General features: G+C 71.9%; 24 protein-coding genes and 1 pseudogene. 13 read left to right on the plus strand and 12 right to left on the minus strand.

Annotated features, from left to right (window positions below; translation table 11 throughout):
• Window positions 1–24: 24 nt before the first annotated feature.
• The 3 genes from GGE06_RS29490 to GGE06_RS29500 all read right to left on the minus strand — a co-directional run bounded on the left by GGE06_RS29490 (window position 25) and on the right by GGE06_RS29500 (window position 3,116).
• Window positions 25–828: a phosphatidate cytidylyltransferase gene (locus GGE06_RS29490; protein WP_184932275.1), complete on the minus strand. Its 804-nt coding sequence runs from the start codon at window positions 826–828 to the stop codon at window positions 25–27.
• On the minus strand, window positions 825–2,591 hold the full coding sequence (locus GGE06_RS29495) for a histidinol-phosphate aminotransferase family protein (protein ID WP_116158277.1): 1,767 nt from the start codon (window positions 2,589–2,591) through the stop codon (window positions 825–827). Before GGE06_RS29495 ends, GGE06_RS29490 begins: the two co-directional genes overlap by 4 nt.
• Window positions 2,592–2,678: 87 nt before the next feature.
• Window positions 2,679–3,116: an ATP-binding protein gene (locus tag GGE06_RS29500; protein WP_116158278.1), complete on the minus strand. Its 438-nt coding sequence runs from the start codon at window positions 3,114–3,116 to the stop codon at window positions 2,679–2,681.
• Between the two features lie 149 nt (window positions 3,117–3,265).
• Here GGE06_RS29500 and GGE06_RS29505 point away from each other — a divergent pair, with 149 nt between their 5' ends.
• The 4 genes from GGE06_RS29505 (at window position 3,266) to GGE06_RS29520 (ending at window position 5,961) form a co-directional block, all read left to right on the plus strand.
• Entirely contained in the window at window positions 3,266–4,099 is an 834-nt protein-coding gene (locus tag GGE06_RS29505; protein ID WP_116158279.1) for a helix-turn-helix domain-containing protein, read from the plus strand.
• Window positions 4,096–4,275 carry a DUF397 domain-containing protein gene (locus GGE06_RS29510; protein ID WP_184932276.1) on the plus strand — a complete coding sequence of 60 codons (180 nt, stop codon included), beginning with the start codon at window positions 4,096–4,098 and terminating at the stop codon, window positions 4,273–4,275. Before GGE06_RS29505 ends, GGE06_RS29510 begins: the two co-directional genes overlap by 4 nt.
• Before the next feature lie 115 nt (window positions 4,276–4,390).
• On the plus strand, window positions 4,391–5,092 hold the full coding sequence (locus GGE06_RS29515) for a DUF4232 domain-containing protein (protein ID WP_184932277.1): 702 nt from the start codon (window positions 4,391–4,393) through the stop codon (window positions 5,090–5,092).
• Between the two features lie 86 nt (window positions 5,093–5,178).
• A complete protein-coding gene (locus GGE06_RS29520; RefSeq protein WP_184932278.1) occupies window positions 5,179–5,961 on the plus strand; it encodes an SDR family NAD(P)-dependent oxidoreductase in 783 nt (260 codons plus the stop codon).
• A gap of 32 nt (window positions 5,962–5,993) precedes the next feature.
• Here GGE06_RS29520 and GGE06_RS29525 read toward each other — a convergent pair whose 3' ends face one another.
• Window positions 5,994–6,983, minus strand: a complete 990-nt coding sequence (locus tag GGE06_RS29525) for a helix-turn-helix transcriptional regulator (protein ID WP_184932279.1) — start codon at window positions 6,981–6,983, stop codon at window positions 5,994–5,996.
• Between the two features lie 93 nt (window positions 6,984–7,076).
• Here GGE06_RS29525 and GGE06_RS29530 point away from each other — a divergent pair, with 93 nt between their 5' ends.
• The gene (locus GGE06_RS29530; protein WP_184932280.1) at window positions 7,077–7,475 is read left to right on the plus strand and encodes a VOC family protein; all 399 of its coding nucleotides are present in this window, start codon (window positions 7,077–7,079) and stop codon (window positions 7,473–7,475) included.
• Window positions 7,476–7,581: 106 nt separating this feature from the next.
• A pseudogene (locus GGE06_RS29535) lies at window positions 7,582–8,356 on the plus strand (integrase core domain-containing protein); the annotation flags it as partial.
• Between the two features lie 125 nt (window positions 8,357–8,481).
• Here GGE06_RS29535 and GGE06_RS29540 read toward each other — a convergent pair.
• Window positions 8,482–8,940 (minus strand): MarR family winged helix-turn-helix transcriptional regulator, encoded by a 459-nt coding sequence (locus GGE06_RS29540; RefSeq protein ID WP_312883353.1) that lies wholly within the window; start codon window positions 8,938–8,940, stop codon window positions 8,482–8,484.
• Between the two features lie 111 nt (window positions 8,941–9,051).
• On the opposite strand from GGE06_RS29540, the gene GGE06_RS29545 reads away from it, so the two are divergent.
• The gene (locus GGE06_RS29545; protein WP_184932281.1) at window positions 9,052–9,546 is read left to right on the plus strand and encodes an SgcJ/EcaC family oxidoreductase; all 495 of its coding nucleotides are present in this window, start codon (window positions 9,052–9,054) and stop codon (window positions 9,544–9,546) included.
• 101 nt (window positions 9,547–9,647) lie between these two features.
• Here GGE06_RS29545 and msrB read toward each other — a convergent pair whose 3' ends face one another.
• The 4 genes from msrB to GGE06_RS29565 all read right to left on the minus strand — a co-directional run bounded on the left by msrB (window position 9,648) and on the right by GGE06_RS29565 (window position 12,936).
• Window positions 9,648–10,055, minus strand: coding sequence for a peptide-methionine (R)-S-oxide reductase MsrB (gene msrB, locus GGE06_RS29550; protein WP_116158287.1), 408 nt, complete (start codon window positions 10,053–10,055; stop codon window positions 9,648–9,650).
• A 15-nt stretch (window positions 10,056–10,070) separates the two neighbouring features.
• Window positions 10,071–11,462, minus strand: coding sequence for a UDP-N-acetylmuramate--L-alanine ligase (murC, locus tag GGE06_RS29555; protein WP_116158288.1), 1,392 nt, complete (start codon window positions 11,460–11,462; stop codon window positions 10,071–10,073).
• A 126-nt stretch (window positions 11,463–11,588) separates the two neighbouring features.
• Window positions 11,589–12,059, minus strand: coding sequence for an indole-3-glycerol phosphate synthase (locus tag GGE06_RS29560; RefSeq protein ID WP_116158289.1), 471 nt, complete (start codon window positions 12,057–12,059; stop codon window positions 11,589–11,591).
• Window positions 12,060–12,165: 106 nt separating this feature from the next.
• Window positions 12,166–12,936 carry a pyrimidine reductase family protein gene (locus GGE06_RS29565; RefSeq protein WP_116158290.1) on the minus strand — a complete coding sequence of 257 codons (771 nt, stop codon included), beginning with the start codon at window positions 12,934–12,936 and terminating at the stop codon, window positions 12,166–12,168.
• Window positions 12,937–12,972: 36 nt separating this feature from the next.
• Between GGE06_RS29565 and zapE the strand changes: the two genes are divergently transcribed.
• The 5 genes from zapE (at window position 12,973) to GGE06_RS29590 (ending at window position 17,946) form a co-directional block, all read left to right on the plus strand.
• Window positions 12,973–14,058, plus strand: coding sequence for a cell division protein ZapE (gene zapE / locus GGE06_RS29570; RefSeq protein WP_116158291.1), 1,086 nt, complete (start codon window positions 12,973–12,975; stop codon window positions 14,056–14,058).
• A 33-nt stretch (window positions 14,059–14,091) separates the two neighbouring features.
• Window positions 14,092–14,517 carry an OsmC family protein gene (locus GGE06_RS29575; protein WP_116158292.1) on the plus strand — a complete coding sequence of 142 codons (426 nt, stop codon included), beginning with the start codon at window positions 14,092–14,094 and terminating at the stop codon, window positions 14,515–14,517.
• Between the two features lie 169 nt (window positions 14,518–14,686).
• Window positions 14,687–16,048, plus strand: a complete 1,362-nt coding sequence (locus GGE06_RS29580; RefSeq protein ID WP_116158293.1) for an alkaline phosphatase PhoX — start codon at window positions 14,687–14,689, stop codon at window positions 16,046–16,048.
• A gap of 72 nt (window positions 16,049–16,120) precedes the next feature.
• Window positions 16,121–16,996 carry a PPK2 family polyphosphate kinase gene (locus tag GGE06_RS29585; RefSeq protein WP_116158294.1) on the plus strand — a complete coding sequence of 292 codons (876 nt, stop codon included), beginning with the start codon at window positions 16,121–16,123 and terminating at the stop codon, window positions 16,994–16,996.
• Window positions 16,997–17,082: 86 nt separating this feature from the next.
• On the plus strand, window positions 17,083–17,946 hold the full coding sequence (locus GGE06_RS29590; RefSeq protein ID WP_116158295.1) for a polysaccharide deacetylase family protein: 864 nt from the start codon (window positions 17,083–17,085) through the stop codon (window positions 17,944–17,946).
• 13 nt (window positions 17,947–17,959) lie between these two features.
• Here GGE06_RS29590 and GGE06_RS29595 read toward each other — a convergent pair whose 3' ends face one another.
• Genes GGE06_RS29595 through GGE06_RS29605 form a run of 3 tightly spaced genes read right to left on the minus strand, consistent with a single transcriptional unit; the run spans window position 17,960 to window position 20,315 of the window.
• A complete protein-coding gene (locus GGE06_RS29595) occupies window positions 17,960–18,610 on the minus strand; it encodes an ABC transporter (protein WP_184932282.1) in 651 nt (216 codons plus the stop codon).
• Entirely contained in the window at window positions 18,607–19,641 is a 1,035-nt protein-coding gene (locus GGE06_RS29600) for an ABC transporter ATP-binding protein (protein ID WP_221518644.1), read from the minus strand. Before GGE06_RS29600 ends, GGE06_RS29595 begins: the two co-directional genes overlap by 4 nt.
• On the minus strand, window positions 19,638–20,315 hold the full coding sequence (locus tag GGE06_RS29605) for an AIM24 family protein (RefSeq protein WP_116158297.1): 678 nt from the start codon (window positions 20,313–20,315) through the stop codon (window positions 19,638–19,640). The genes GGE06_RS29600 and GGE06_RS29605 overlap by 4 nt, the downstream gene beginning before the upstream one ends.
• Window positions 20,316–20,386: 71 nt before the next feature.
• Here GGE06_RS29605 and GGE06_RS29610 point away from each other — a divergent pair, with 71 nt between their 5' ends.
• Window positions 20,387–21,097: a peptidyl-tRNA hydrolase gene (locus GGE06_RS29610; RefSeq protein WP_116158298.1), complete on the plus strand. Its 711-nt coding sequence runs from the start codon at window positions 20,387–20,389 to the stop codon at window positions 21,095–21,097.
• The last annotated feature ends 85 nt before the right edge of the window (window positions 21,098–21,182 follow it).

Consider the following 21,182-nt stretch of genomic DNA (forward strand, 5'->3'; position numbering starts at 1 on the left):
GGGCCGAACACGGCACGTGACCGCTCAGCCCAGCACCAGCAGCACCGCCAGGGCGACGAGGAGGGAGTCGATCCGGTCGAGCAGACCACCGGAGCCGGCAAGCCAACGACCGGCGTCCTTCACCCGGGCGCCCCGCTTGACCATCGACTCCAGGAGGTCCCCGAGCGGCCCGCCGACCGCCACGGCCACCGCCGTCTGCCACGTCAGGGACGACAGCGCGGCGAGCGCCAGGAGACCGGCCGCCGCCCCGGCCAGCGTGCCGCTCCACCGTTTGGCGGGTGACAGCGCGGAGAGCCGGGGGCCGCCGAGACGGCGGCCGGCCCCGTACGCGACGATGTCGGCGATCGACACGGCCACGAACAGGACGAGGCCCACCGCACCCGACGGGACGAGACCCGCCAGGGCGCCCAGCCACACGAGCCCGAGCAGGCCCGCCCCCAGGCGGCGGAGCCCGTGTTCGGCGTCGCCCGACAGCAGGGGCACCCCGGCGATCGCGAGCGCCCCGGCCGCCGCGGCCCGCAGCACCTCCCCGGGGGCCAGCCACGCGGTCAGGACGAGCCCGACGACCGCCGCGCCGAGCACCGCCCGGTCGACCGGGCCCATCCGCAGCAGTCCGCCGTACTCCGCCACCGCGACCACCCCGACCACGGCTGCGAGCACCGCGATCCCCGGCGGCCCGAGCCAGAACGCGCCCGTGACCACGGGGACGCCGAGCGCCCACACGCACCAGCGGACCATCAGCTCACGCCGCCGGGTCGCCGCCACCGCGACCCCGCCGACGGCCAGTGCCCCGCCGAGGTACGGCACGAGAGCGGGGACCGTCGTCACCGGGAGACCCGGTCGCCCGGCACGCCCGACGTCATCGCGGCCGACGCGCGCAGCGCGTCCAGGGCGCTCCGGCATGCCGCCACGATCCGCGCGTTCTCCGCCGTGTCGCGCACGGCGACGCGGACGGTCCTTCCCTCGTACGCCGGGGACATCGGCGACAGGTCCCGCAGGTAGACGTCGTGGCGCCGGCACTCACGCACCAGCTCGGCCGCGCTCGGTCCACCCGGCGGCAGGGTCACGGTGAGGAAGTTCGCCACTCCCTCGTCGACGGAGGAGAACCCGTCGAGCTCCGAGAGTCCGGTGGCGAGCTCCCGGCGCAGCACCCCGGTGCGCGCCCGGCGTTCCGCGTAGTACCCGGGGTCGCGCAGCGCCGTCACGGCGGCCAGCTGGGCCGGCAGGCTCACGGGCCACGGCGGCGTCCAGCGGCGCAGCTCCCCGGCCGTGTCCGGGTCGGCCACCAGATACGCGGCCCGCATGCCCGACAGCGCGTACATCTTCGAAAGCGATGTGCACACCACGACCCGGGGATCGACCGAAGCCAGCCCGGCCAGCGACTCCGCGGGATCGACATAGCCCAGGTACGCCTCGTCGATCCACCACCGCGTCCGCGCGGGAGAGGCCTCGATCACCGCGCGCAGAGCCTCCGCGGGAGCGTGGCGGCCGGTCGGATTGTTCGGGTTGACCACCACCACGAGGTCGTACCGCCCGTCCCCGGTCGCGGCGGCGAGCCGGGCCGGATCGAGCAGCCAGCCGTCCTCCCGGCTCAGCCGGAGCCGGTCCACCCGGCAGCCGATCACCCGCTCGGTGACATGGGCGTACTCGCCGTAGCTCGGGTCGAGGAGCAGCACCCGGCTCCCCGGCGTCAGCCACCGGCCGAACGCCCGGAAGATCAGATCGGACGAACCCGCCCCGACGACCAGCGACTCCACCGGCAGCCCACGGACCCCGGCGATCTCCGCGAGCAGCCCTTCCGCACCCGTGGGCGGCGAGGTCCGTGCCGCCCACCCCGGATCCTCCGACAGCACCCCGCGCACCTTCGGAGACGGAGGGAACCAGGCGTCGAGGACATCGGCCGCGACCACCTCGTGACGGCGGGCCAGCGTCCGGAAGTCCGTACCGATCGCGGAGAAGAAGGCGCCGCCGTGCTCGCAGCCGTCCGCGCGCGGCGCGAACTCCACGTCCAACCGCCAGTCGAGGCCCGCCCGCAGCCGCTCCAGGGTCCGGCCGTGACGCTCGCGGACCGTCCTCGTCAGCTCGGCCACGGAACCGCTCAGCACCTCGAACGAGACCGCGCCCGAGCGGACCGTCCGCCCCACCGGCCGCAACCCGGCGGCGAGGTACATGTCGAGGAGGTCCGTGCGTCCCATCGCCACCACCCGGCGGCCGCCCCGCGCCGCGACCCAGCGCAGCGCCGCGTACATGAGGAGCGGCGCCGCCGCCGTGGACCGCCAGCGCTCCTCGACGGTCAGGACGCGGATCTCGAACGGCGCCTCTTCCGACAGGACCGGCAGCTCCTCGCGCGTCAGGTACTTGTCCAGCGAGTAGCGGCCGACCCACGGCGGGGTGAGGCTGACGAAACCGATCCGCGTCTCCCCGCGCGCGGCCACGAGATACACGTTGTCGCCGTCAAGACCGTCGCTCAACCGCCCGGACGGATGCACCGGATGCTGGCCCAGCTCCTCCGCGTACACCCGGTGCCGCAGCTCGTGGATCCAGTCGTGATCATCGGACGTGGCGGTGCGCAGCTGTACGGCGTGGTCCATGGGCGTCCCCTCTGATGCGGTCCGGCGTTCGCCCCCCAGCATGGGGAAGCTCGTCGGACAACACCTGAGTACCCGTACTCACTTGAGTCACGGGGCGAGGTCCAGTTCGGCCCGTACGGTCTTCCCGACCGGTACGCGGTCGAGCACCGCCCACCGCGAGGCCAGCGCCTCCACGAGGAGCAGGCCGCGCCCGCCCTCGTCGAGGGGCCCCGGGGCGACGGGCGCCGGACGCCGCTCGCCCCGGGTGTCGGAGACGTCGACCCGGAGCCGCAGCCCGGGTGCGTACGAGAGCGTCAGCTCGAAGTCGCGCCCGGGCACCCGGCCGTGCGTCACGGCGTTGGCGGCGAGCTCGGCGACGAGCAGCCCGACGGCGTCGGAGGTCTCGGAGCCGTACGGAAGCCGCCAACGGTCCAGCTGATGGAGAGCCAGCCGGCGGGCGAGACGGGCGCCGCGCGGGGTCGAGCTGAAACGCTGGGTGAACACACGTACGGTGACGGCGGGTTCGCGGGTCACGGGGGAGGTCATGGGGACAATGTGGCGTCGCCCGAGGCGAGTTACCAGCTCAGAAACTCGTACGCTGCGCAGCGTACGGGTTCACTCTCTGGACTGTACCGGTAACTATCGGTGAACCTTGATGCGTTCAGCGCGAGCACATCGGTACGGGAGGTGGCGGGGTGACGGACGAGGTCCCGAAGGGCAGCGAACCGGAGACGTCGGAGAGCCTGAGGGCTTTCGGGGAAGTGGTCAAGGTCTTCCGCAAGCGGGCGGGCCTGACGCAGGAACAGTTCGCCCCGCTGGTGGGGTACTCGGTGCCGATGATCGCCTCGATCGAACAGGGAAGACGACTGCCGTCGAAGGAGTTCGTGGACCGGGCGGAGGAGGTGCTGGAGGCGTTCGGCGTCATCAAGGCGGCGGCGAAGCATCTGACGCGGAGGGCGGGGCTTGCGAAATGGTTCGCGGGGTGGGCGGAGCTGGAGCCGCAGGCGGTGACGCTGTACACCTTCGAGAACCGACTCGTACCGGGCCTGCTCCAGACGACCGCATACGCCCGGACGCTCTTCGAGAAACAGCTCCCGGCGATGAGCGATGACAAGATCGAGTCGAACCTGGTGGCCCGCATGGAGCGGACGCACATCCTCACGGAGCTCCCGGAGACGATCTTCAGCTTCATCATGGAGGAGCACGCGCTGCGCCGCCAGGTGGCCACTCCGGAGGTCATGCGCGAGCAGATCGACCACATCATCGGACTCGGCGAACGACGCAACATCGACATCCAGATCATGCCGCAGTCGCGCGGGCACCACGCGGGGCTCGACGGCCCTTTGTGTCTGCTGGAGACCGAGGAGAACACCTGGTACGCGTACAGCGAAGGCCAGGGCACGGGCCAGCTCATCTCCGACCCCAAAGAGGTCAGCATCCTCCAGCAGCGATATGCCAGGATGCGGACACAGGCTCTGTCCGTAGAGGCGACCGTGGGCCTGTTGCGGGAGATCCGAGGAGCACTATGAGCACGACTGAACTGGCCTGGTTCAAGAGCAGCTACAGCACCGGTGACGGCGGCAACTGCGTCGAGGTGGCCACCGCCCCCACCACCGTCCACGTCCGCGACTCCAAGAACCCCACCGGCCCCCAGCTGACCCTCTCCCCCGGCACCTGGGCAGAGTTCCTCGACCAGCTGGGCTGAGGAAGCATCACCTCCATGTCCGTGGTTCGTAACGAGCAGTCCTGCACCGGAATACGGCAGCCGCGCCGGTGCAGAATCTGCTCGTCGAGCCATACGAAGGACACGGGGGATCACCATGCGCGCTGCCCGCACGAGTTGGAAGACGTACGCCCTGGGAGCAGCGGCCGTCGCCGCGTTCCTCTCGTCCACGGCGTGCGGGCCGAGCGCCACGGAGGACGGGGCGGCGAGCCCGGCCCCGTCCGGTACCGCGAGCGCGACCGACTCGGCCCAGCCGAGCACCGCCCCGAGCCCCAGCCCGAGCACCGAAGCCCCGCAGCCCAGCGCGACCACCTCCGCGCGCCCGTCCGCGAGCGCGACCGCCACCAGCTCGGGCAAGGCCCCGGCCTGCGGCGACCATGACGTCTCGATCGGCACGTCGTACTGGGCGCACGACTCGGGCCAGCACCTCCTGATCACGGCCACGAACGTCACGGACAAGCCGTGCACCCTCTACAACTACCCCTTCATCACCTTCGGCCAGAACACCGACAGCCCGCTCACGCCGATGGAGTCCCCGGCGAAGGCGATCGCCACGATCGGACCGAAGCAGAAGGCGTACGCGGGCGTGAAGCTGTTCCTGGGAGGCGAGAAGACCTCGGGCGGCTACAAGTCGTTCGGCATCGCGTACGCGGACCCGAGCAACAGCGAGGACGGTTCGCCGATCGACGTCGAGTTCTCCGACGAGGTCCAGTTCGTGAACGTGGGCCAGAACCCCTCGGTCACATTCTGGAACCTGGACCGCAGCGAGGTCGAGAGGTTCGTCTTCAAGGCGCGGTGACGCCGAGGCCCGTGTGCCAGGATGCGGGGACCGGCCGCTCACCGCACACGTGCGGCCGGCACCGTACGACACAAGGAGCGACCTCCATGAGCACCCCCGCCGGCTACCTCTCCGGACTGTTCTCGCTCGAAGGGCGCAACGCCCTGGTCACCGGCGGAAGTTCCGGTATCGGCAAGGTCATCGCCGGGGCGCTGGCCCGGGCGGGGGCGCGTGTGGTGGTCCTGGCGCGCAAGGAGGCCGAGCTCGTCGCGACCGTCGACGAGCTGACGGCCGACGGCTGCCGGGCGGCCTGGGTGAGCGCGGACCTGAGCACGCGGGAGGGCATCAAGGCGGGGGCGGAGGCCGCGGCGGCCGTGTTCGGGGAGCCGGACGTCCTGGTGAACTCGGCCGGCATCAACCTGCGTCCGCCGTTCGGCGACTTGGACGACGAGGTGTGGGACACGACGATGACCGTGAACCTGGAGGCGCCGTTCCTGCTCGGCCGGCGCTTCGGGCCCGGGATGGCCGAGCGGGGCTTCGGCCGGATCATCCACATCACCTCGCAGCAGGCGCACCGCGCGTTCGTGCAGAGCGGGGCGTACGGGGTGTCCAAGGGCGCCCTGGAGTCGCTGGCCCGCTCGCAGGCCGAGGCCTGGTCCCCGTACGGCGTCACCGCGAACACCCTGGTCCCCGGCTTCGTGATGACCCCGCTCAACCAGCGCCTCTCCTCCGACCCGGAGAAGGTCGCCGCCCTGGCGGCCCGCACGATGGTCGGCCGCAACGGCCTGGCCGAGGACTTCGCGGGCGCGGCCGTCTTCCTGGCGAGCACCTCGTCGGCGTACGTGACGGGCCAGTCGCTGTTCGTGGACGGCGGGTTCTCCGTCCATTAGCTGTGCTGTCTCATGACATTGGTTCCTCGCCGTCAGGCTTGGCGGGTGCAGGACGTGAGGCGATCGGCGAGCGCGATGACGAGGTCGCGTAGTTCATCGGGGCGCTCGATGACGAACGGCCGGTCGAGTGAGGCGAGTATCCGAGGCAACCAGTCGAGCTGCTGCGCCCGTAGCTCGACACGCAGCCAGTGCTCGGCCGCAGGGTCCTGGCCGGCCGCGGGCTCGTGCTCCTCCAGGCTCGCGACGCCGGCGGGGAGATGGGCGCGGATCTGCTCAACTGTCCCGTGGATCCGCAAGATCACATGATGCCGGTACTCGGCCGTGGCGAATCCTGACAACACGCGCTGTGCAGGACCGAGACCCACGGGCGTTTCGAATGAGCCGGGCAGGGTCCGCGCGTCTGCGATGCGGTCGAGCCGGAGGGTTCGGTCCTCGTCGATCTGGGCGTCCTTGCCCGTGACGTACCACCGGCCCGCATGGGCGACGATCCCGTACGCGTGCAGTGTGCGTTCGCTGCGCCGTCCGTCGCGGTCGGTGTAGCGGATCGAGACCGGTCGGTGGTGGTGCACCGCATCGGCGATGGTGAGCAGGACTCCGGCGTCTGGGGTGTCGAACTCGCCGGGCTGATCCGTGAAGGCGAGGGATTCCAGGAGTGTGTCGAGCCGGCGGGCGATGTGCTTGGGCAGCACCCGCCGGATCTTCGCTGACGCCGTCTCGTTTGCCGTGCGCTCCGTCGTCGTCAGCCTTGCCCGGCGGTCGGCGACCAGGCCGAGCAGCACGGCCAGCGCCTCGTCATCGCTGAGCATGAGCGGAGGCAAGCGGTACCCGGGAGCCAGCCGGTATCCGCCGTAGCGGCCGCGCACCGACTCCACGGGCACGTCCAGGTCGATCAGCTGGTACACATACCGCCGCACGGTGCGCCCTTCGACGCCGAGACGGTCGGCGAGCTCGGCCACAGTCCGGGTGCCGCCTGACTGCAGCAGCTCCAGGAGTGTCAGCACGCGGCCGGTGGGTCGTGGCATGTTCGCAGCCTAACGCGAATACAGGACCGATTCTGTCCACTATTTCTCCTAGCCTGCGACGTACACGCCTCCAGCACGGCCAAGGAGATTCCCATGGACTTCGTCTCGATCCGCATCATCACCAGCGACGTCGCACGCCTCGTCGAGTTCTACGAGCGAGCTACAGGGATGCAGGCGATACGGGCCACCGAGGACTTCGCCGAACTCAAGACCGCGGGCGCAACCCTCGCGATCGCCAGCACCCGCACCGTCCCGCTGTTCTCCCCGGGCTCTGCCCGTCCGGCGGACAACCACAGCGTGATCACCGAGTTCCTCGTCGACGACGTGGACCGCGTTCACCAGAACCTGACCGGCTTCGTCACCGACTTCGTCAACGAGCCCACCACGATGCCCTGGGGCAACCGGTCGCTGTTGTTCCGCGACCCCGACGGCAACCTCGTCAACTTCTTCACCCCCGTCACTCCGGAGGCCATCGAAAAGTTCGCACGCTGACGCCACGCACAGCCGCTCACGCGGGAGCCCCGAGGTCCCGGGGCTCCCGGTGAACGCGGCCGCCGAGTCCAGGAGCGCCACCAGCAGAGGACATCGGAACGCATCGCTGACCCCCCGAAGGACGTCTGCGGTTGTGCCTGCGGGTCGATGCCGGACGGCCGATCGCACACGTCGCTGCGGAAGCAGGAATCTCCCGCCGCTGCCCTGGCCAAGTGGTACACCCGCTGGCTCGCCCACGGCGAGGACGGCCTGATGGATCGTTCCTCCCGGCCCATCGCCAGCCCCAACCGCACGAGCGAGGACATCGCCGATCTGGTAGAGGCGCTGCGGCGCCAGACCAAGTACGGGCCCGCCCGGCTCGCCGCCGAACTGAAGAGGCTGCACGGCATCACCGTGGCACCGAAGCCGCACGGGCCTCCAAGCGCACCGGTCCCGGCACCGGGAAGGTCGGCTACACGTACCTGCACACGGCGATCGACGACCACTCCCGGCTCGCCTACACCGAGGCCCTGGACGACGAGAAGGCCGTGACCGCAGCCGCGTTCTGGCATCGCTCCGTCGCGTTCTTCGCCGCCCACGACATCACGCCGATCCGCCGTGTCCTCACCGACAACGGCTCCTGCTACCGCTCCCGCGCCCGGGCCGCCGCCCTGTTCGTGACGGGAACGGAGCACAAGCGCACCAGGCCGTACACGCCGCGGACGAACGGGAAGGTGGAGAGGTTCAACGGGACGCCGGCCCGCGAGTGGGCCTACGTGCGCGACTACACCTCCGAGCAGGAACGCAGGGCCGCGCTCGCGGACTTCCTCAACTACTACAACCACGAGCGCCCGCACTCCGCACTCGGAGGTCGGCCACCCATCAGCCGGACCTCCGGCAGCGACTACCGCATCGTGTTCGACCAGCCACCGAAGCCTCTCGACACGATCCCGCAGCAGCTCACCTTCGAGGACGCCGTGGAACCAACGTCCTGAGACACCACAACTAGCGAGGTTCCGGCCGCGGGTCAGAGCTCTTCGGCCGCCTCGCGGTAGGCCTCGGCGGCGCGGGTGAAGTAGTCGAAGAGGACGGACAGCTGCTCGGGGGTGTAGCCGCCGAGGATCTCGCCGATCCGGCGGCGGGCCGGGTCGAGGGCCCCGTCGAGACCGGCGGGCCGGTCGAGGGGCTCGACGATGACCTTGCGCCGGTCGTGGGGGTCGGCGGCGCGGCGGACGTAGCCGGCCTTCTCCAGGCGGTCGACGAGCCGGGTGGTGGGCCCGGTGGTCAGGCCGGTTCGCTCGCCGAGCTCGCCGGGGGTCATGGGCCCGGTCAGGTCGAGGATGTTGAGCGCGTACAGGTCGGTGGCGCCGAGCCCGACGGCGCGCGCGCCGGCGTGGCCGTGCAGCAGGACGGCGCTCAGATAGCGGCGGTAGATCGCGCTCGCGTCGGACGGCATCGCGGACGACGGCATCGCGGACGTTGACACCGGGACTCCTCACTCCCTAATCTCTTCCTAAAGGAAGAGAACTCACGAAGGAAGAAACTTCTCTTGAGAAGCTACTTCCTTGCGGAAGGTACCACGGAAGGGGGCACCACCATGCACACCCACGCCAGCACCACCGCCGCCGGCACCGAGACCGACACCGTCGCGATCCGCGCGCTCCTCCGCTCCAGCGCCGAAGCCTGGGGCCGCGGCGACGGCGCCGGCTACGGGGCGCACTTCACCGAGGACGCCACCGACGTCACCTTCGTCGGCACCGTCTACCGCGGCGCCACCGAGATCGGCAGCGCCCACCAGGCCCTCTTCGACAGCTTCCTCAAGGACACGAAGCTCGTCGTCGACATCGTCGACCTGCGCTTCCCCGCCCCCGGCACCGCGATCGCCGTCACGCGCGGCGAGGTCCACAAGGCCGCGCGCCGCCCCCGCCGCCTCGGCAAGCTCGCCACGTACACCCTGGTCCGCACGGCCGGCGGCGACTGGGCCATCGCCGCCGTCCAGAAGACCAAGCACCGCCCCCTGATGGAGGCGTTCTCCTTCCGCGCCCAGCCGAAGACCCGCCCGCAGGCCCAGGAGGTTCCCGGCCGACCGTGAAGGACCGAGGCCGCCGCACCGGAGACGACGACGCCCCCCGCGTCGGCTGTCGCCATGCGCAACAGTCCTGCCACGGGGGGCGGCTGACGAACCGTCCGGGTTCAGCTCTCCTCGGGCTCAAGCCGCAGCGAGATCGAGTTGATGCAGTACCGCTGGTCCGTCGGGGTCGGGTAGCCCTCGCCCTCGAAGACGTGGCCCAGGTGGGAGCCGCAGCGGGCGCAGCGGACCTCGGTGCGGATCATGCCGTGCGAGGTGTCCGCGACGAGCTCGACGGCCTCGCTGTCCTTCGGGTCGTAGAAGGACGGCCACCCGCAGTGCGACTCGAACTTCTCGTTCGACGTGAAGAGCTCCGCCCCGCAGGCGCGGCAGGAGTAGACGCCCTTCGTCTTCGTGTCGGTGTACTCACCGCGGAACGCGGGCTCCGTGCCGGCCAGCCGGAGCACCTGGTACTCCGACGGGGTCAGCTGCGCCTGCCACTCCTCGTCCGGCTTCTCGACCTCGTACGCCATCGTTCGTCCACTCCCTCAGTTCGACAGGCGGGCGAGGATCTGCGGACCCAGGTCCGTGACGTCGCCCGCGCCCATCGTGAGAACGAGGTCGCCGGGGGCGGCCATTCCCGCGATCACGTCCGGGACGGCGGTCTTGTCCTGGACGGGCGTGACGTCGGCGCCGGCGGCGCGGGCCGCCGTGATGATCAGCTCGCTGGTGACGCCCGGGATCGGGTCCTCGCGGGCCGGGTAGATGTCGAGGACGACGGACGCGTCGGCGAGGGCCAGCGCGTCGCCCATCTCCTTGCCCAGCTCCTGGGTGCGGGAGAAGAGGTGCGGCTGGAAGACGACGAGGAGGCGGGAGGCCCCGGCGGCGCCGCGCATGGCCTCCAGGTCGGCGGTCATCTCGGTGGGGTGGTGCGCGTACGAGTCGATGACCTGCACGCCCTTGGCCTCGCCCTTGAGCTGGAGGCGGCGGCCGACGCCGGTGTAGGCGGTGAGGGCCTGGGCGAGCTCGGCCGGGTCGATGCCGACGCGGGCGCCGGCGGCGAGGGCCGCGGCGGCGTTGTGCGCGTAGTGGCGGCCGGGGACGGAGACGGTGAAGGTGTGCTCGACGCCGTCGAGGAGGACCGTCACCTCGCTCTTCATGCCGTTCGGGACGATCTTCAGGATGCGGGCGTCGGAGTCCTCGGACTCGCCGACGGTGATCACGGAGAGGCCCTCGCGGTCCGCGACGCGGCGGGCCAGCTCGCGGGCGCCCGCGTGCTCGCCGACGACCAGGGTGCCGCCGGGGCGGATCTTCGCGGTGAAGGCCTCGAAGGACTCGTAGATCTCGTCCATGGAGGCGTAGTTCGCGTGGTGGTCCAGCTCGACGTTGAGGACGATCGCGACCTCGGGGTCGTACTTCTGGAAGCTGCGGTCGCTCTCGTCGGCCTCGGCGACGAAGACCTCGCCGGCGCCGTGCCGGGCGTTCGTGCCGGGACCGTGCAGGTCGCCGCCGATCGCGTACGAGGGGTCGAGGCCGAGCTCGGTGAGGGCGACGGCCAGCATGGAGGTGGTGGTCGTCTTGCCGTGCGTACCGGCGACGGCGATCGCGCGCAGGCCGTCCATGAGGGAGGCGAGCGCGTCGGAGCGGTGGACGACGGGGATGCCGAGCTCGGCGGCGCGGGCCAGCTCGGGGTTGTCGGCGCGGATGGCGCTGGAGACGACGACGGCGGAGGCGTCGTCGGCGAGGTGCTCGGCGGCGTGGCCGATGTGCACGGTGGCGCCGAGGGCGCGCAGCGACTCGGCGGTCGCGGAGTCCTTGGCGTCGCTGCCGGCGACCTTGGCACCGCGCTGGGCGAGGATCTTCGCGATGCCCGACATTCCGGCACCGCCGATGCCGATGAAGTGCGGCCGTTCCATGGCGGCGGGAATGGCGGGTGCCATGCGGATCTCTCCCCGGGGTGATGGTTCTGGAAGCCTCCAGCCTAGTGGCTCCGTCCGGGGCCCGGCGGTCGACGGGTCCGTGTCCGCGCCCCCTGCACGGGGCGCGGACGCGGACCGGCCTTCCCGCTACTCGCTGTGGGCGAAGAGCTTCAGGACGGGGACGCCGACCTTGTGGCGGGCCCGGGAGGCCCAGTCGCGGTGGAAGAACTCCTCCACGTAGTGCGGGGCGGTGAGGACGATCACCTCGTCCGCCTCCGACTCGTCGACCACCGCCTTCATCTTGTCGAGCGGGTGGTCCTCGACGACCTGGCCGACCGCCTCGCAGCCGGCCTTCCTCAGGGCCTGGAGCGAGACCTCCAGGGCCTTCTCGGCGGGAACCCTGGCCTCCTTGCCCTCCGGTTCGCCGCCCTCGTGGGCGGCATCCTTCAGTTCGCCCATGGCGACGTCGTCGATGGCACGCAGCAGTACATCGGCCTGGTCACCACGCGGCTGCATGAGAACGATGAAGGACATGCCCTCGTCGCCGTGCAGGGTGGTGACGAATTCCACGTCGACGGACGTGAGGGGCTTCTCGATCATCAGAACGCTTGTGAACACCTCAGGAGCCCTTCTGCGGAAACCATCCTTCCCCGTGCCCGCACGGGGTCTGCGACAGTAAGTGTGCCCAGCGGACGCTAAGCGGAACGGCAAATTCCGCCGATTGTCAGATCCGACGGTAGCGGGTGAAGAGGAAGCCGTCCTGCTCCAGCAGAGAAGCCACCTGGAAGCGTGTCGGGACGGCCACCGCGGGGCCTCCGGCGATGCGCTGGGCGTCACCCGCCGTCATCGTCGGCGAGATCGTCAGGCACAGCTCGTCGAGGACGCCCGCCGCCACGAACTGACCGAGCAGCCGGGGCCCGCCCTCGGTCAGCTGGCGGCGCAGCCCGCGCGCCGCGAGCACCGCGACCGCGCGGGCGGGGTCCACCCCGGCACCGTCGCCCGCGATCAGCACCTCGGCGCCCGCCTCCCGGGCGACCGCGACCCGCTCGGCGGGCGCGGCGGCCCCCGTGAGGATCAGGGTCGGCACCAGCGGCTCGGTGAAGAGCGGCAGCGAGAAGTCGAGGTTCAGGGAGGCGCTGACGACGGCGAGCACGGGCGCCGGACCCTGGCCGGCGGCGGCGCGGCGGTCCGCGAAGGCCTCGCGGGCGCGGGCCGGGCGGTAGCCCTCCAGACGTACCGTCTCCGCACCCACCACGACCACGTCGGCGAGCCCGCGCAGGATGCCGAAGATCCGCATGTCGGTCTCGGAGGAGAGCGGCTGGGAGCGCCCCTCGTGCTGACCGGCGCCGTCGAGCGAGGAGACCATGTTGGCCCGCAGCCACGGAGCATCCCCTTCCGGATACGCGTAGGCGTCGGCGAGGGCGTCGAGCGACCACTCCCGGTCGGAGGCGGCGCTGAAGGCTGTCATGTCCGTCACAGGGAAGAGCTGGCGCATGATCGAAGTCTGACACGGCGCTTACAGTGGGGAACTGTGTCGACCCGTGCCCTCACCGAAGCGGCTTCCCAGGAAGCGGCCCCGCTCTCGCTCTGCTCCCGAGAGCCCCACGTCCCCGCCGACCGCCTCGTCGCGGAGATGGTGCCGCCGCCGCGCTTCGACTCCGTCCGCTTCGACACGTACCTCCCCGACCCGAACCAGCCGAGCCAGACGGACGCCGTCAAGACGCTGAGCACCTTCGCCGAGGGCCTCGGCGGGGCGCACGCCACCGGCGCCGGGAAGCGCCGCTGGTTCGCGAAGAAGCCCGCCGCCCCCAGCGGCCCGCGCGGGGTCTACCTGGACGGCGGGTACGGCGTCGGCAAGACCCACCTGCTCGCCTCGCTGTGGCACGCGACCCCCGCGGAGCCCGCACTGAAGGCGTTCGGCACGTTCGTCGAGCTGACCAACCTGGTCGGCGCGCTCGGCTTCCAGCAGACGGTGCAGACCCTGAGCGGACACCGCCTCCTCTGCATCGACGAGTTCGAGCTCGACGACCCGGGCGACACCGTCCTCGTCTCCAGCCTCCTCGGCAAGCTCGTCGAGTCGGGCGTCGCCCTCGCCGCCACCTCGAACACGCTGCCGGGCAAGCTCGGCGAGGGCCGCTTCGCCGCCGCCGACTTCCTCCGCGAGATCCAGGGCCTCTCCGCCCACTTCCGGCCGCTGCGGATCGACGGCGAGGACTACCGCCACCGCGGTCTGCCCGAGGCCCCGTCCCCGTACTCCGACCAGGTCGTCACCCAGACCGCGTACGCGACGCCCGGCGCCTCCCTCGACGACTTCCCGCACCTGCTCGAACACCTGGCCAGGGTTCACCCGAGCCGGTACGGCGCCCTCACCGACGACCTCAGCGCCGTCTGCCTCACCGACGTCCAGCCGGTCCCGGACCAGTCCACGGCACTGCGGCTCGTCGTCCTCGCCGACCGGCTCTACGACCGCGAGATACCCGTGCTCGCCTCCGGTCTCCCCTTCGACAAGCTCTTCAGCGACGAGATGCTGAACGGCGGCTACCGCAAGAAGTACTTCCGGGCGATCTCCCGGCTCACCGCGCTCGCCCGCGACGCGAAGGGGCTCGTGGCGCAGTAGCTTGGGGGCCGTACCCGATCGAAAGGGATTCACATGGCCACCGTGCGTCACGCCCACACCATCTGGCAGGGCGACCTCCTCAAGGGCTCCGGCGTCGTCACCCTCGACTCCTCCGGTCTCGGCTCGTACGACGTCTCCTGGCCGGCCCGGTCGGAGGAGCCCAACGGGAAGACGAGCCCCGAGGAGCTCATCGCCGCGGCGCACTCCTCCTGCTTCTCGATGGCCTTCTCGAACGGCCTGGCGAAGGCGGGCCACGCGCCCGAGCGCCTGGAGACGAAGGCCGACGTCACCTTCCAGCCGGGCGAGGGCATCACCGGCATCCACCTGACCGTGCGCGGCACGGTCTCGGGCCTGGACGCGGACGAGTTCCAGGCGCTGGCCGAGGACGCCAAGAAGAACTGCCCGGTCAGCCAGGCGCTCACGGGCACGACGATCACGCTCACCGCCGAACTGGCCTGACACCAGGTCAGAACGGGCGCCACACGAGGCAGTTGTGGCCCGCATGGTTCACGCGCCACGAGGGTGCGTGATACACACATGCGGGTCACACGTCACATCACACACACCTGTCCTCCCCCTAGGCCCTGCGGCCTGGGGGGACCCCCAAACAGGAAAAGTGGGTTGCCTCATGTCCGCAACGCGACGTCAGATCCTCTCCCGCACCGGCGCGTCCGTCGCCGGCATCGCCTTCACGGGCGCTCTCTCCGAACTCTTCGCCGGCAGCGCGAGCGCCGCGCCCCGCACGGCCGGCTACGGCCCCCTCGTACCCGACCCGGACGGTCTCCTCGACCTCCCGGCCGGCTTCCGCTACCGGGTCCTCTCCCGGCAGGGCGACCCGCTCCGCTCCGGCGAGGGCCTCGTCCCCGGCAACCACGACGGCATGGGCGCCTTCGCCGGCCGCCGCGGCCGGGTGCACCTCGTCCGCAACCACGAGAACCGGGTCACCGGCAAGATCGCCGTCCCCACCGTCCCCGGGCTCACGTACGACCCGGCCGGCAAGGGCGGCTGTACGGTCCTCGAACTCGACGGCCGGAACAACGTCCTCGGCGAACGGGTCGCCATCGCCGGCACGGCCGTCAACTGCGCCGGCGGGCCCACGCCCTGGAACACCTGGCTGACCTGCGAGGAGACCGAGGACCGGGCCGGCACCAACGGCTACACCAAGGACCACGGCTTCATCTTCGAGGTCGACGGCGCCGACCCGCACCGCACGGGAGCCGTCCCGCTCACCGCGATGGGCCGCTTCCAGCACGAGGCGATCGCCGTCGACCCTTCGAACGGCATCGTCTACGAGACGGAGGACGCCTTCGAACGGCCCTTCGGCCTCTTCTACCGCTTCCTCCCGGAGAGGCCGCTGGGCGGCACGGGCTCGCTGCGCGCGGGCGGCACCCTGGAGGCCATGCGGGTGCCCGGCGTACCCGACCTGTCCGTGGTCCAGGAGACCGGCACCCGCTTCGAGGGCATCGAATGGGTCCCCGTACCGGACCCCCTGGCGACCGCGACCCCGATCCGGCACCAGGACTTCGGCCCCCGGGGCATCACCCACGCCCAGAAGCTGGAGGGCTGCTACTGGGGCGGGCGGGCCGTCTACTTCGTGTCCTCCTTCGCCCGGGCGAAGGACGGCTCGGCGGCGACGCACTTCGGCCAGGTGTGGAAGTACGAACCGCACAGGCGCAGGCTGACCCTGGTGGTGGTCTTCGGCCCGGACACCGACGTCCAGCTCCCCGGCGAGTCCCCCGACAACATCTGCCTCGCGCCGACCGGAGGCCTGATGGTCTGCGAGGACGGCGACGGGGCGCAGCACGTCTTCGGGCTGAGCGCGGACGGCGAGGTGTACGCGGTCGCGCGGGGAGCCCAGAACATCGGCACCCCGGAGGCCCCGGAGTGGGGCGAGTTCGCGGGCGTCACCTTCTCGCCGGACGGCTCGACGATGTACGTCAACTGCTACACGCCCGGCACGACGTTCGCGGTGACGGGCCCGTGGTGCTGAGCTAGCGGGCGCGCGGGATCCGTCGCAGGATCGATCGGGAGAGGTCGAACGGCGCGACGGAAGGGACGGCGGATGGCGAAGAAGAGCGGGAAGAAGCGGAAGGCTCCGGAACCCGTCCTGCGCGACGTCCTGCGCGTCCCCGAGGGCGAGCGGATCGACCTCGCCGGGTACGACGCGAGGGCGATCCCGGCCGGCCCCGCCGACAAGGCGGCGGGGCTCGCCGCCACCGCCGCCCTGGGGCCGCGCCTCGCCGCGCTCCAGGAGCGCCTGTACGCGGCCAGCACCGCCGGTGACCGCCGGCGGCTGCTCCTCGTGCTCCAGGGCATGGACACCAGCGGCAAGGGCGGCACGGTCAAGCACGTCATCGGCCTCTTCAACCCGTCCGGCTGCCGCATCCACGCCTTCAAGGCGCCGACACAGGAGGAGCGGAACCATCCCTTCCTGTGGCGGATCATGCGGGCGCTCCCCCAGCCGGGCGAGATCGGCATCTTCGACCGCTCGCACTACGAGGACGTCCTCGTCGCCCGGGTCCGGGAACTGGTCCCCCGGCGTCTCCTCGGCCGCCGCTACGGCCAGATCAACCGCTTCGAGAAGACGCTCGCCGACGACGGGGTGACCGTGGTCAAGGTCTTCCTCCACCTCTCCTACGAGGAACAGCGCGCCCGTCTCCTCGAACGCCTGGACAACCCCGACAAGCACTGGAAGTTCAACCCGGGCGACATCGAGGAGCGGGCCCTGTGGCCGGCGTACCAGCACGCCTACGAACTGGCCCTCGAACGCTGCTCGACGGACGAGGCGCCGTGGTACCTGGTCCCGGCGGACCGCAAGTGGTACCGCAACTGGGCGATCAGCAAGCTGCTCCTCGAACACCTGGAGGCGCTGGATCCGAAGTACCCGCCGGGTGACTTCGACGTGGAGGCGTGCCGGGCGCGGCTGCTCGCCTCGTAGGCCGATCCGGCGGGTGAACGCCGAGTCGTCATCTGATCATCACTTTGATCGGATAACTTCCGATCGTGAACACTTCTGTACGAAGAATGGCGGCGCTCGGTCTGCTGGGGGCCGCCCTCGCCGGCTGCGGCACCGGCGCGGCCGACGCGCCCGCGCCCAAGCCGAAGGCGAAGGCGGCCGTCGTCGCGAGTCCCTCTCCCAAGGCGAGCGCGGCCGCCCCCGGCGCGAAGCCCGCGCGCGTCCCCGCCGCCCCGCCCACCATGGCGCCCGGCCCGAACGGCCTCACCCCCGTCTACACGCACCGCGCGAAGAGCGCCGAGAAGGTCGTCGCGCTCACCTTCGACGCCGACATGACGGCCGATCAGGGCCCCCGGGCCGCGCGCGGCGAGCACTTCGACAACCCCGAGCTCATCGCGACCCTGCGCCGGCTCAAGGTGGACGCGACCGTGTTCATGACCGGCCGCTGGGCGGAGGAGTACCCCGACCAGGCCAAGTCCATCGGCGGCGACCCGCGCTTCGAGATCGCCAACCACTCCTACAGCCACTACGCCTTCGCGACCCCCTGCTACGGCCTGCCGACCGTCGCCGGGCCCGACCAGGCGTCCGACGTGCAGCGCGCCTTCGACGCCTTCCGGGACGCCGGGGCCGTCAACGTCGTCCCGTACTTCCGCTTCCCCGGCGGCTGCTACGACGACGCCGCCCTGCGCGCCCTCGCGCCCGCCGGGGTCACCGCCGTCCAGTGGGACGTCGTCAGCGGCGACGCCTTCGCCAAGGACCCCGACGCCGTCGCCGACCAGGTCCTCGACGGCGTGAAGCCCGGCTCGCTCGTCGTCATGCACTGCACCCGCAGCGCCGCCCCCGTGACCGAGCGGGCGATCCGCCGGATCGTCCCCGAGCTCCGGGCCCGCGGCTACCGCTTCGTGAAGGTCTCGGAGCTCATGCGCCGCTGACCCGGCACGCGCCTCACTCCAGGCGCGCCGTGGCCCGGCACGCGAGCGCCGCCGTCGCCGCCGCGAGGAGCAGCGCTCCGCCGCAGGCGAGCCACGGCGGGTCGGCGGTCGCCGTGCGGGCCCCGGTGACCAGGGCGGTCATGGCGTACTTCGCCGGGGAACCCGTCGTCACGAGCGCGAGGAGGGAGCCCAGGACGAGCGCGGTGAGCGACCAGCCGGGGGCCTTCAGGAACGGGCGGGAGCTCAGCGCGCCGACGACCGCCCCCGTCAACGCGCAGGCCGGCGCCGCGAGCAGCCCGGCGGAGGCGGCGGCGAGCCCGCCGACCCCGCGCCGGTCGCCGATCGCCGTCACCGCGAGGACCGCGACCGTACCGACGAGGACCGGCCACGCGGCCCCGGTGACCAGCGCCGCGAGATGCGCACGGCCCCGGCCGGCGGCCGCCGCGACCACGCTCCGGGCGGCGGGCGGCTCCTGCGTGAGGCAGATCCGCACCGACCAGGCGGCCACCGGGAGCAGCGCGGCCGCGCTGAACCCGAGTGCGCCGAGCACCGGTTCGCCCGCCTGGACGCCGACGCCGATGAAGGCCGCGTACAGCAGCAGCGGCGCCAGCCAGCGCTGGGAGCGGAGCAGCAGACCCGACTGGTAGCGCAGCAGCGCCGTCATACCCGTACGCCTTCGGTACCGAGGTGGTGGATGTGCCAGGACGCGGCGAGCAGCGTGCCGAGGAGGGCGTCGGAGTGGGCCGCGTCCACGGTGAGGACGGTGGTGCCGCCGTCGCCGACCGCGACCGCCGGACCGCCGGGCAGCCGCCCGGGGAGCGACGGTCCCCCGGAGACGACGATACGGACGCGGGCCCCGGGGGCGCCGGGAGCGGCCCCCGGCAGACGCACGTCGGACCCGGGCCCGGTCCTGCCCCTCAAGAGACCGGCCTCCCGCGCCCCGGGCCCGGGCCGGGCTTCCCGAAGCCCCACGCCCGCCGCCACGGACTCGGGCCCGCCCGCCGGAACACCGGCCGCCGCCTCCGGACGACCGGCCGCCGCCGACCCGAGCCCCGGCCCGGGGCCGCGCCCAGGCGCCTCAGGCTCCGTCTCCCGCACCCCGCCCGCCTCCACCCCGTACACCACCGCCGACTCCCCCTCCAGGCGGCGCGGGTCGTGGTCGACGAAGACGACCGTCGCGCCCGTCGCGAGGCGTTCGCGGACGGCGGTGTCCAGTTCGGCGCGGGCGCCGGCGTCGAGGCCCGTCCAGGCCTCGTCGAGGACGAGGAGGGCCGGGTCGGCGAGGAGCGCCTGGGCGACGGCGACCTTCTGGCTGGTGCCCTTGGAGAGCTCCGCGAGCCCGGTCCCGGCGTGCCCGGCGGCCCCGAAGCGCTCCAGCCACTCCCCCGCGCGGGCCCGGGCAGCCGCCCGGCCGAGGCCCTGGACGCGTCCGAGGTGGACCAGGTAGTCGAGGGCCGTGAAGGGGAGGGCGACCGGGAAGCGCTCGGGAACGTACGCCGTGCGGGCGGGGCGGCCGGTGACGCGGCCCTCGGTGGGCGCGTCGATGCCGGCGAGGAGCCGGAGGAGCGTGGACTTGCCGGTGCCGTTGGTGCCGACGACCCGGACGAGGGCGGCGGACGGGAGGTCGAGCGAGACCCCCCGCAACACCCACGGCCCGCGCAGGCCGTGCCGCCGCCCGACGTGCTCCAGCCTCAATGCGCGGCGTTCTTCTGCGGGGTGAGCTCGCTCGGCCGGACGACGACGAAGCCCTGGCCCTCCAGCTTGAGCTGCACCGCCTCGCCCGAGCCGCCGCGGATCATCGAGCCGAGGGACTGCGAGCGGTGCAGGGAGGTGTGGAGCTGCTCGCTCCAGCCGACGACGGCGTCGGTGTCGACGTACACCGGGGCCTGCGGGGTGACGGGGATGACGATCGGGTTGCCCTCGCACATCAGGGCGATCTTGCCGTAGCCGGAGAAGACGGAGTTGAAGAGGCCGCCGCCGGTCATGCCGGCGCCCTTCACGGTCCTGATGTCGTAGTGGAGGGTGGAGTCGAAGCAGAGCACGTTGCGGCCGTTGACGGTGAAGGCCTCGCCCTGCTCGATCTCGACGATGAAGCAGTTCTGCGCCTCGTGCGCGAACCAGGCCTCGCCCTGGCCGCGTACGGCCATCAGCGCCAGGCCCTCGCCGGTGACGGCGCGCTTGAGCATGCCGCCGATCCCCTGGCCCTTGCGCTCGAACTGGAGGTCGCCGCGGAAAGCGATCATCGAACCCTGGCGGGCGTGCATCTCCCCGTTCACGGTGTACTTGACCGACTTGGCGTTCTGGAGGGTCATCCCCGGAAACGTCGCCGCCTCGGCGAGGTGCTCGCCTGCAAAAAGATCACTCTTCATGAGGGGCATCCTGTCCCGGAAGCGATGATTCCCACAAGAATCAGGCCTCGCCGCGATGGCAGACTTGCCGGGTGAGCAGCAACGAGACCGATCTCCGCGATGAGAAGCCCCAGTTCGTCCTCCCCCTGGTCGTCAGGATCGAGCGCGACGCGCCCCCGAGCCGTACCGACGCCCTGGAGACCGCGGCGCGGGCCGTCCTGGAGATCCTGACCGACGACCGCTCCCTCGGCGACGGCGAGTGGGCGCAGGCCGTCACCGACTGGCAGGACGCCCGGATCCGCAAGGTGGTGCGCCGGGCGCGCGGCGCGGAGTGGCGCCGCGCGGGCACGCTGCCGGGGATCACGGTCGACGGCACGGAGGCGGAGGTACGGGTCTTTCCGCCGGTCCCGCTCGACGGCTGGCCCAAGGACCTCGCCAAGCTCCAGGTCTCGGGCACCGACCTCGACGACCCGGCCGAGCCCGGTCCCGTACCGGAGGGGGCGGCGGTCCTCTGGCTCAACCCGGAGCTCGACATGTCGGCCGGCAAGGCGATGGCCCAGGCCGGACACGGGGCTCAACTCCTGTGGTGGGCGATGCCGGAGGCCGACCGGAAGGCCTGGCACGAGGCGGGCTTCCCGCTCGCGGTCCGGACGGCGGCGGCCGAGGACTGGCCGCGCCTGACGACGAGCGGCCTCCCCGTCGTCCGCGACGCGGGCTTCACGGAGATCGCCCCCGGCTCGTGCACGGTGGTGTCCGAGGGCAGCGACCGTTTCGCGTCGCACCTGCGCTTCCCTCGGGCCTGACGTCCGACCGCGCGCCTGACGTCCGACCGCGCGGCCGGTTGTCGGACGCGTGCCGTAGCGTGCGCCGGGTCCTGCACCTCAAGGA

Source organism: Streptomyces nymphaeiformis (assembly GCF_014203895.1).
GTDB lineage: Bacteria > Actinomycetota > Actinomycetes > Streptomycetales > Streptomycetaceae > Streptomyces > Streptomyces nymphaeiformis.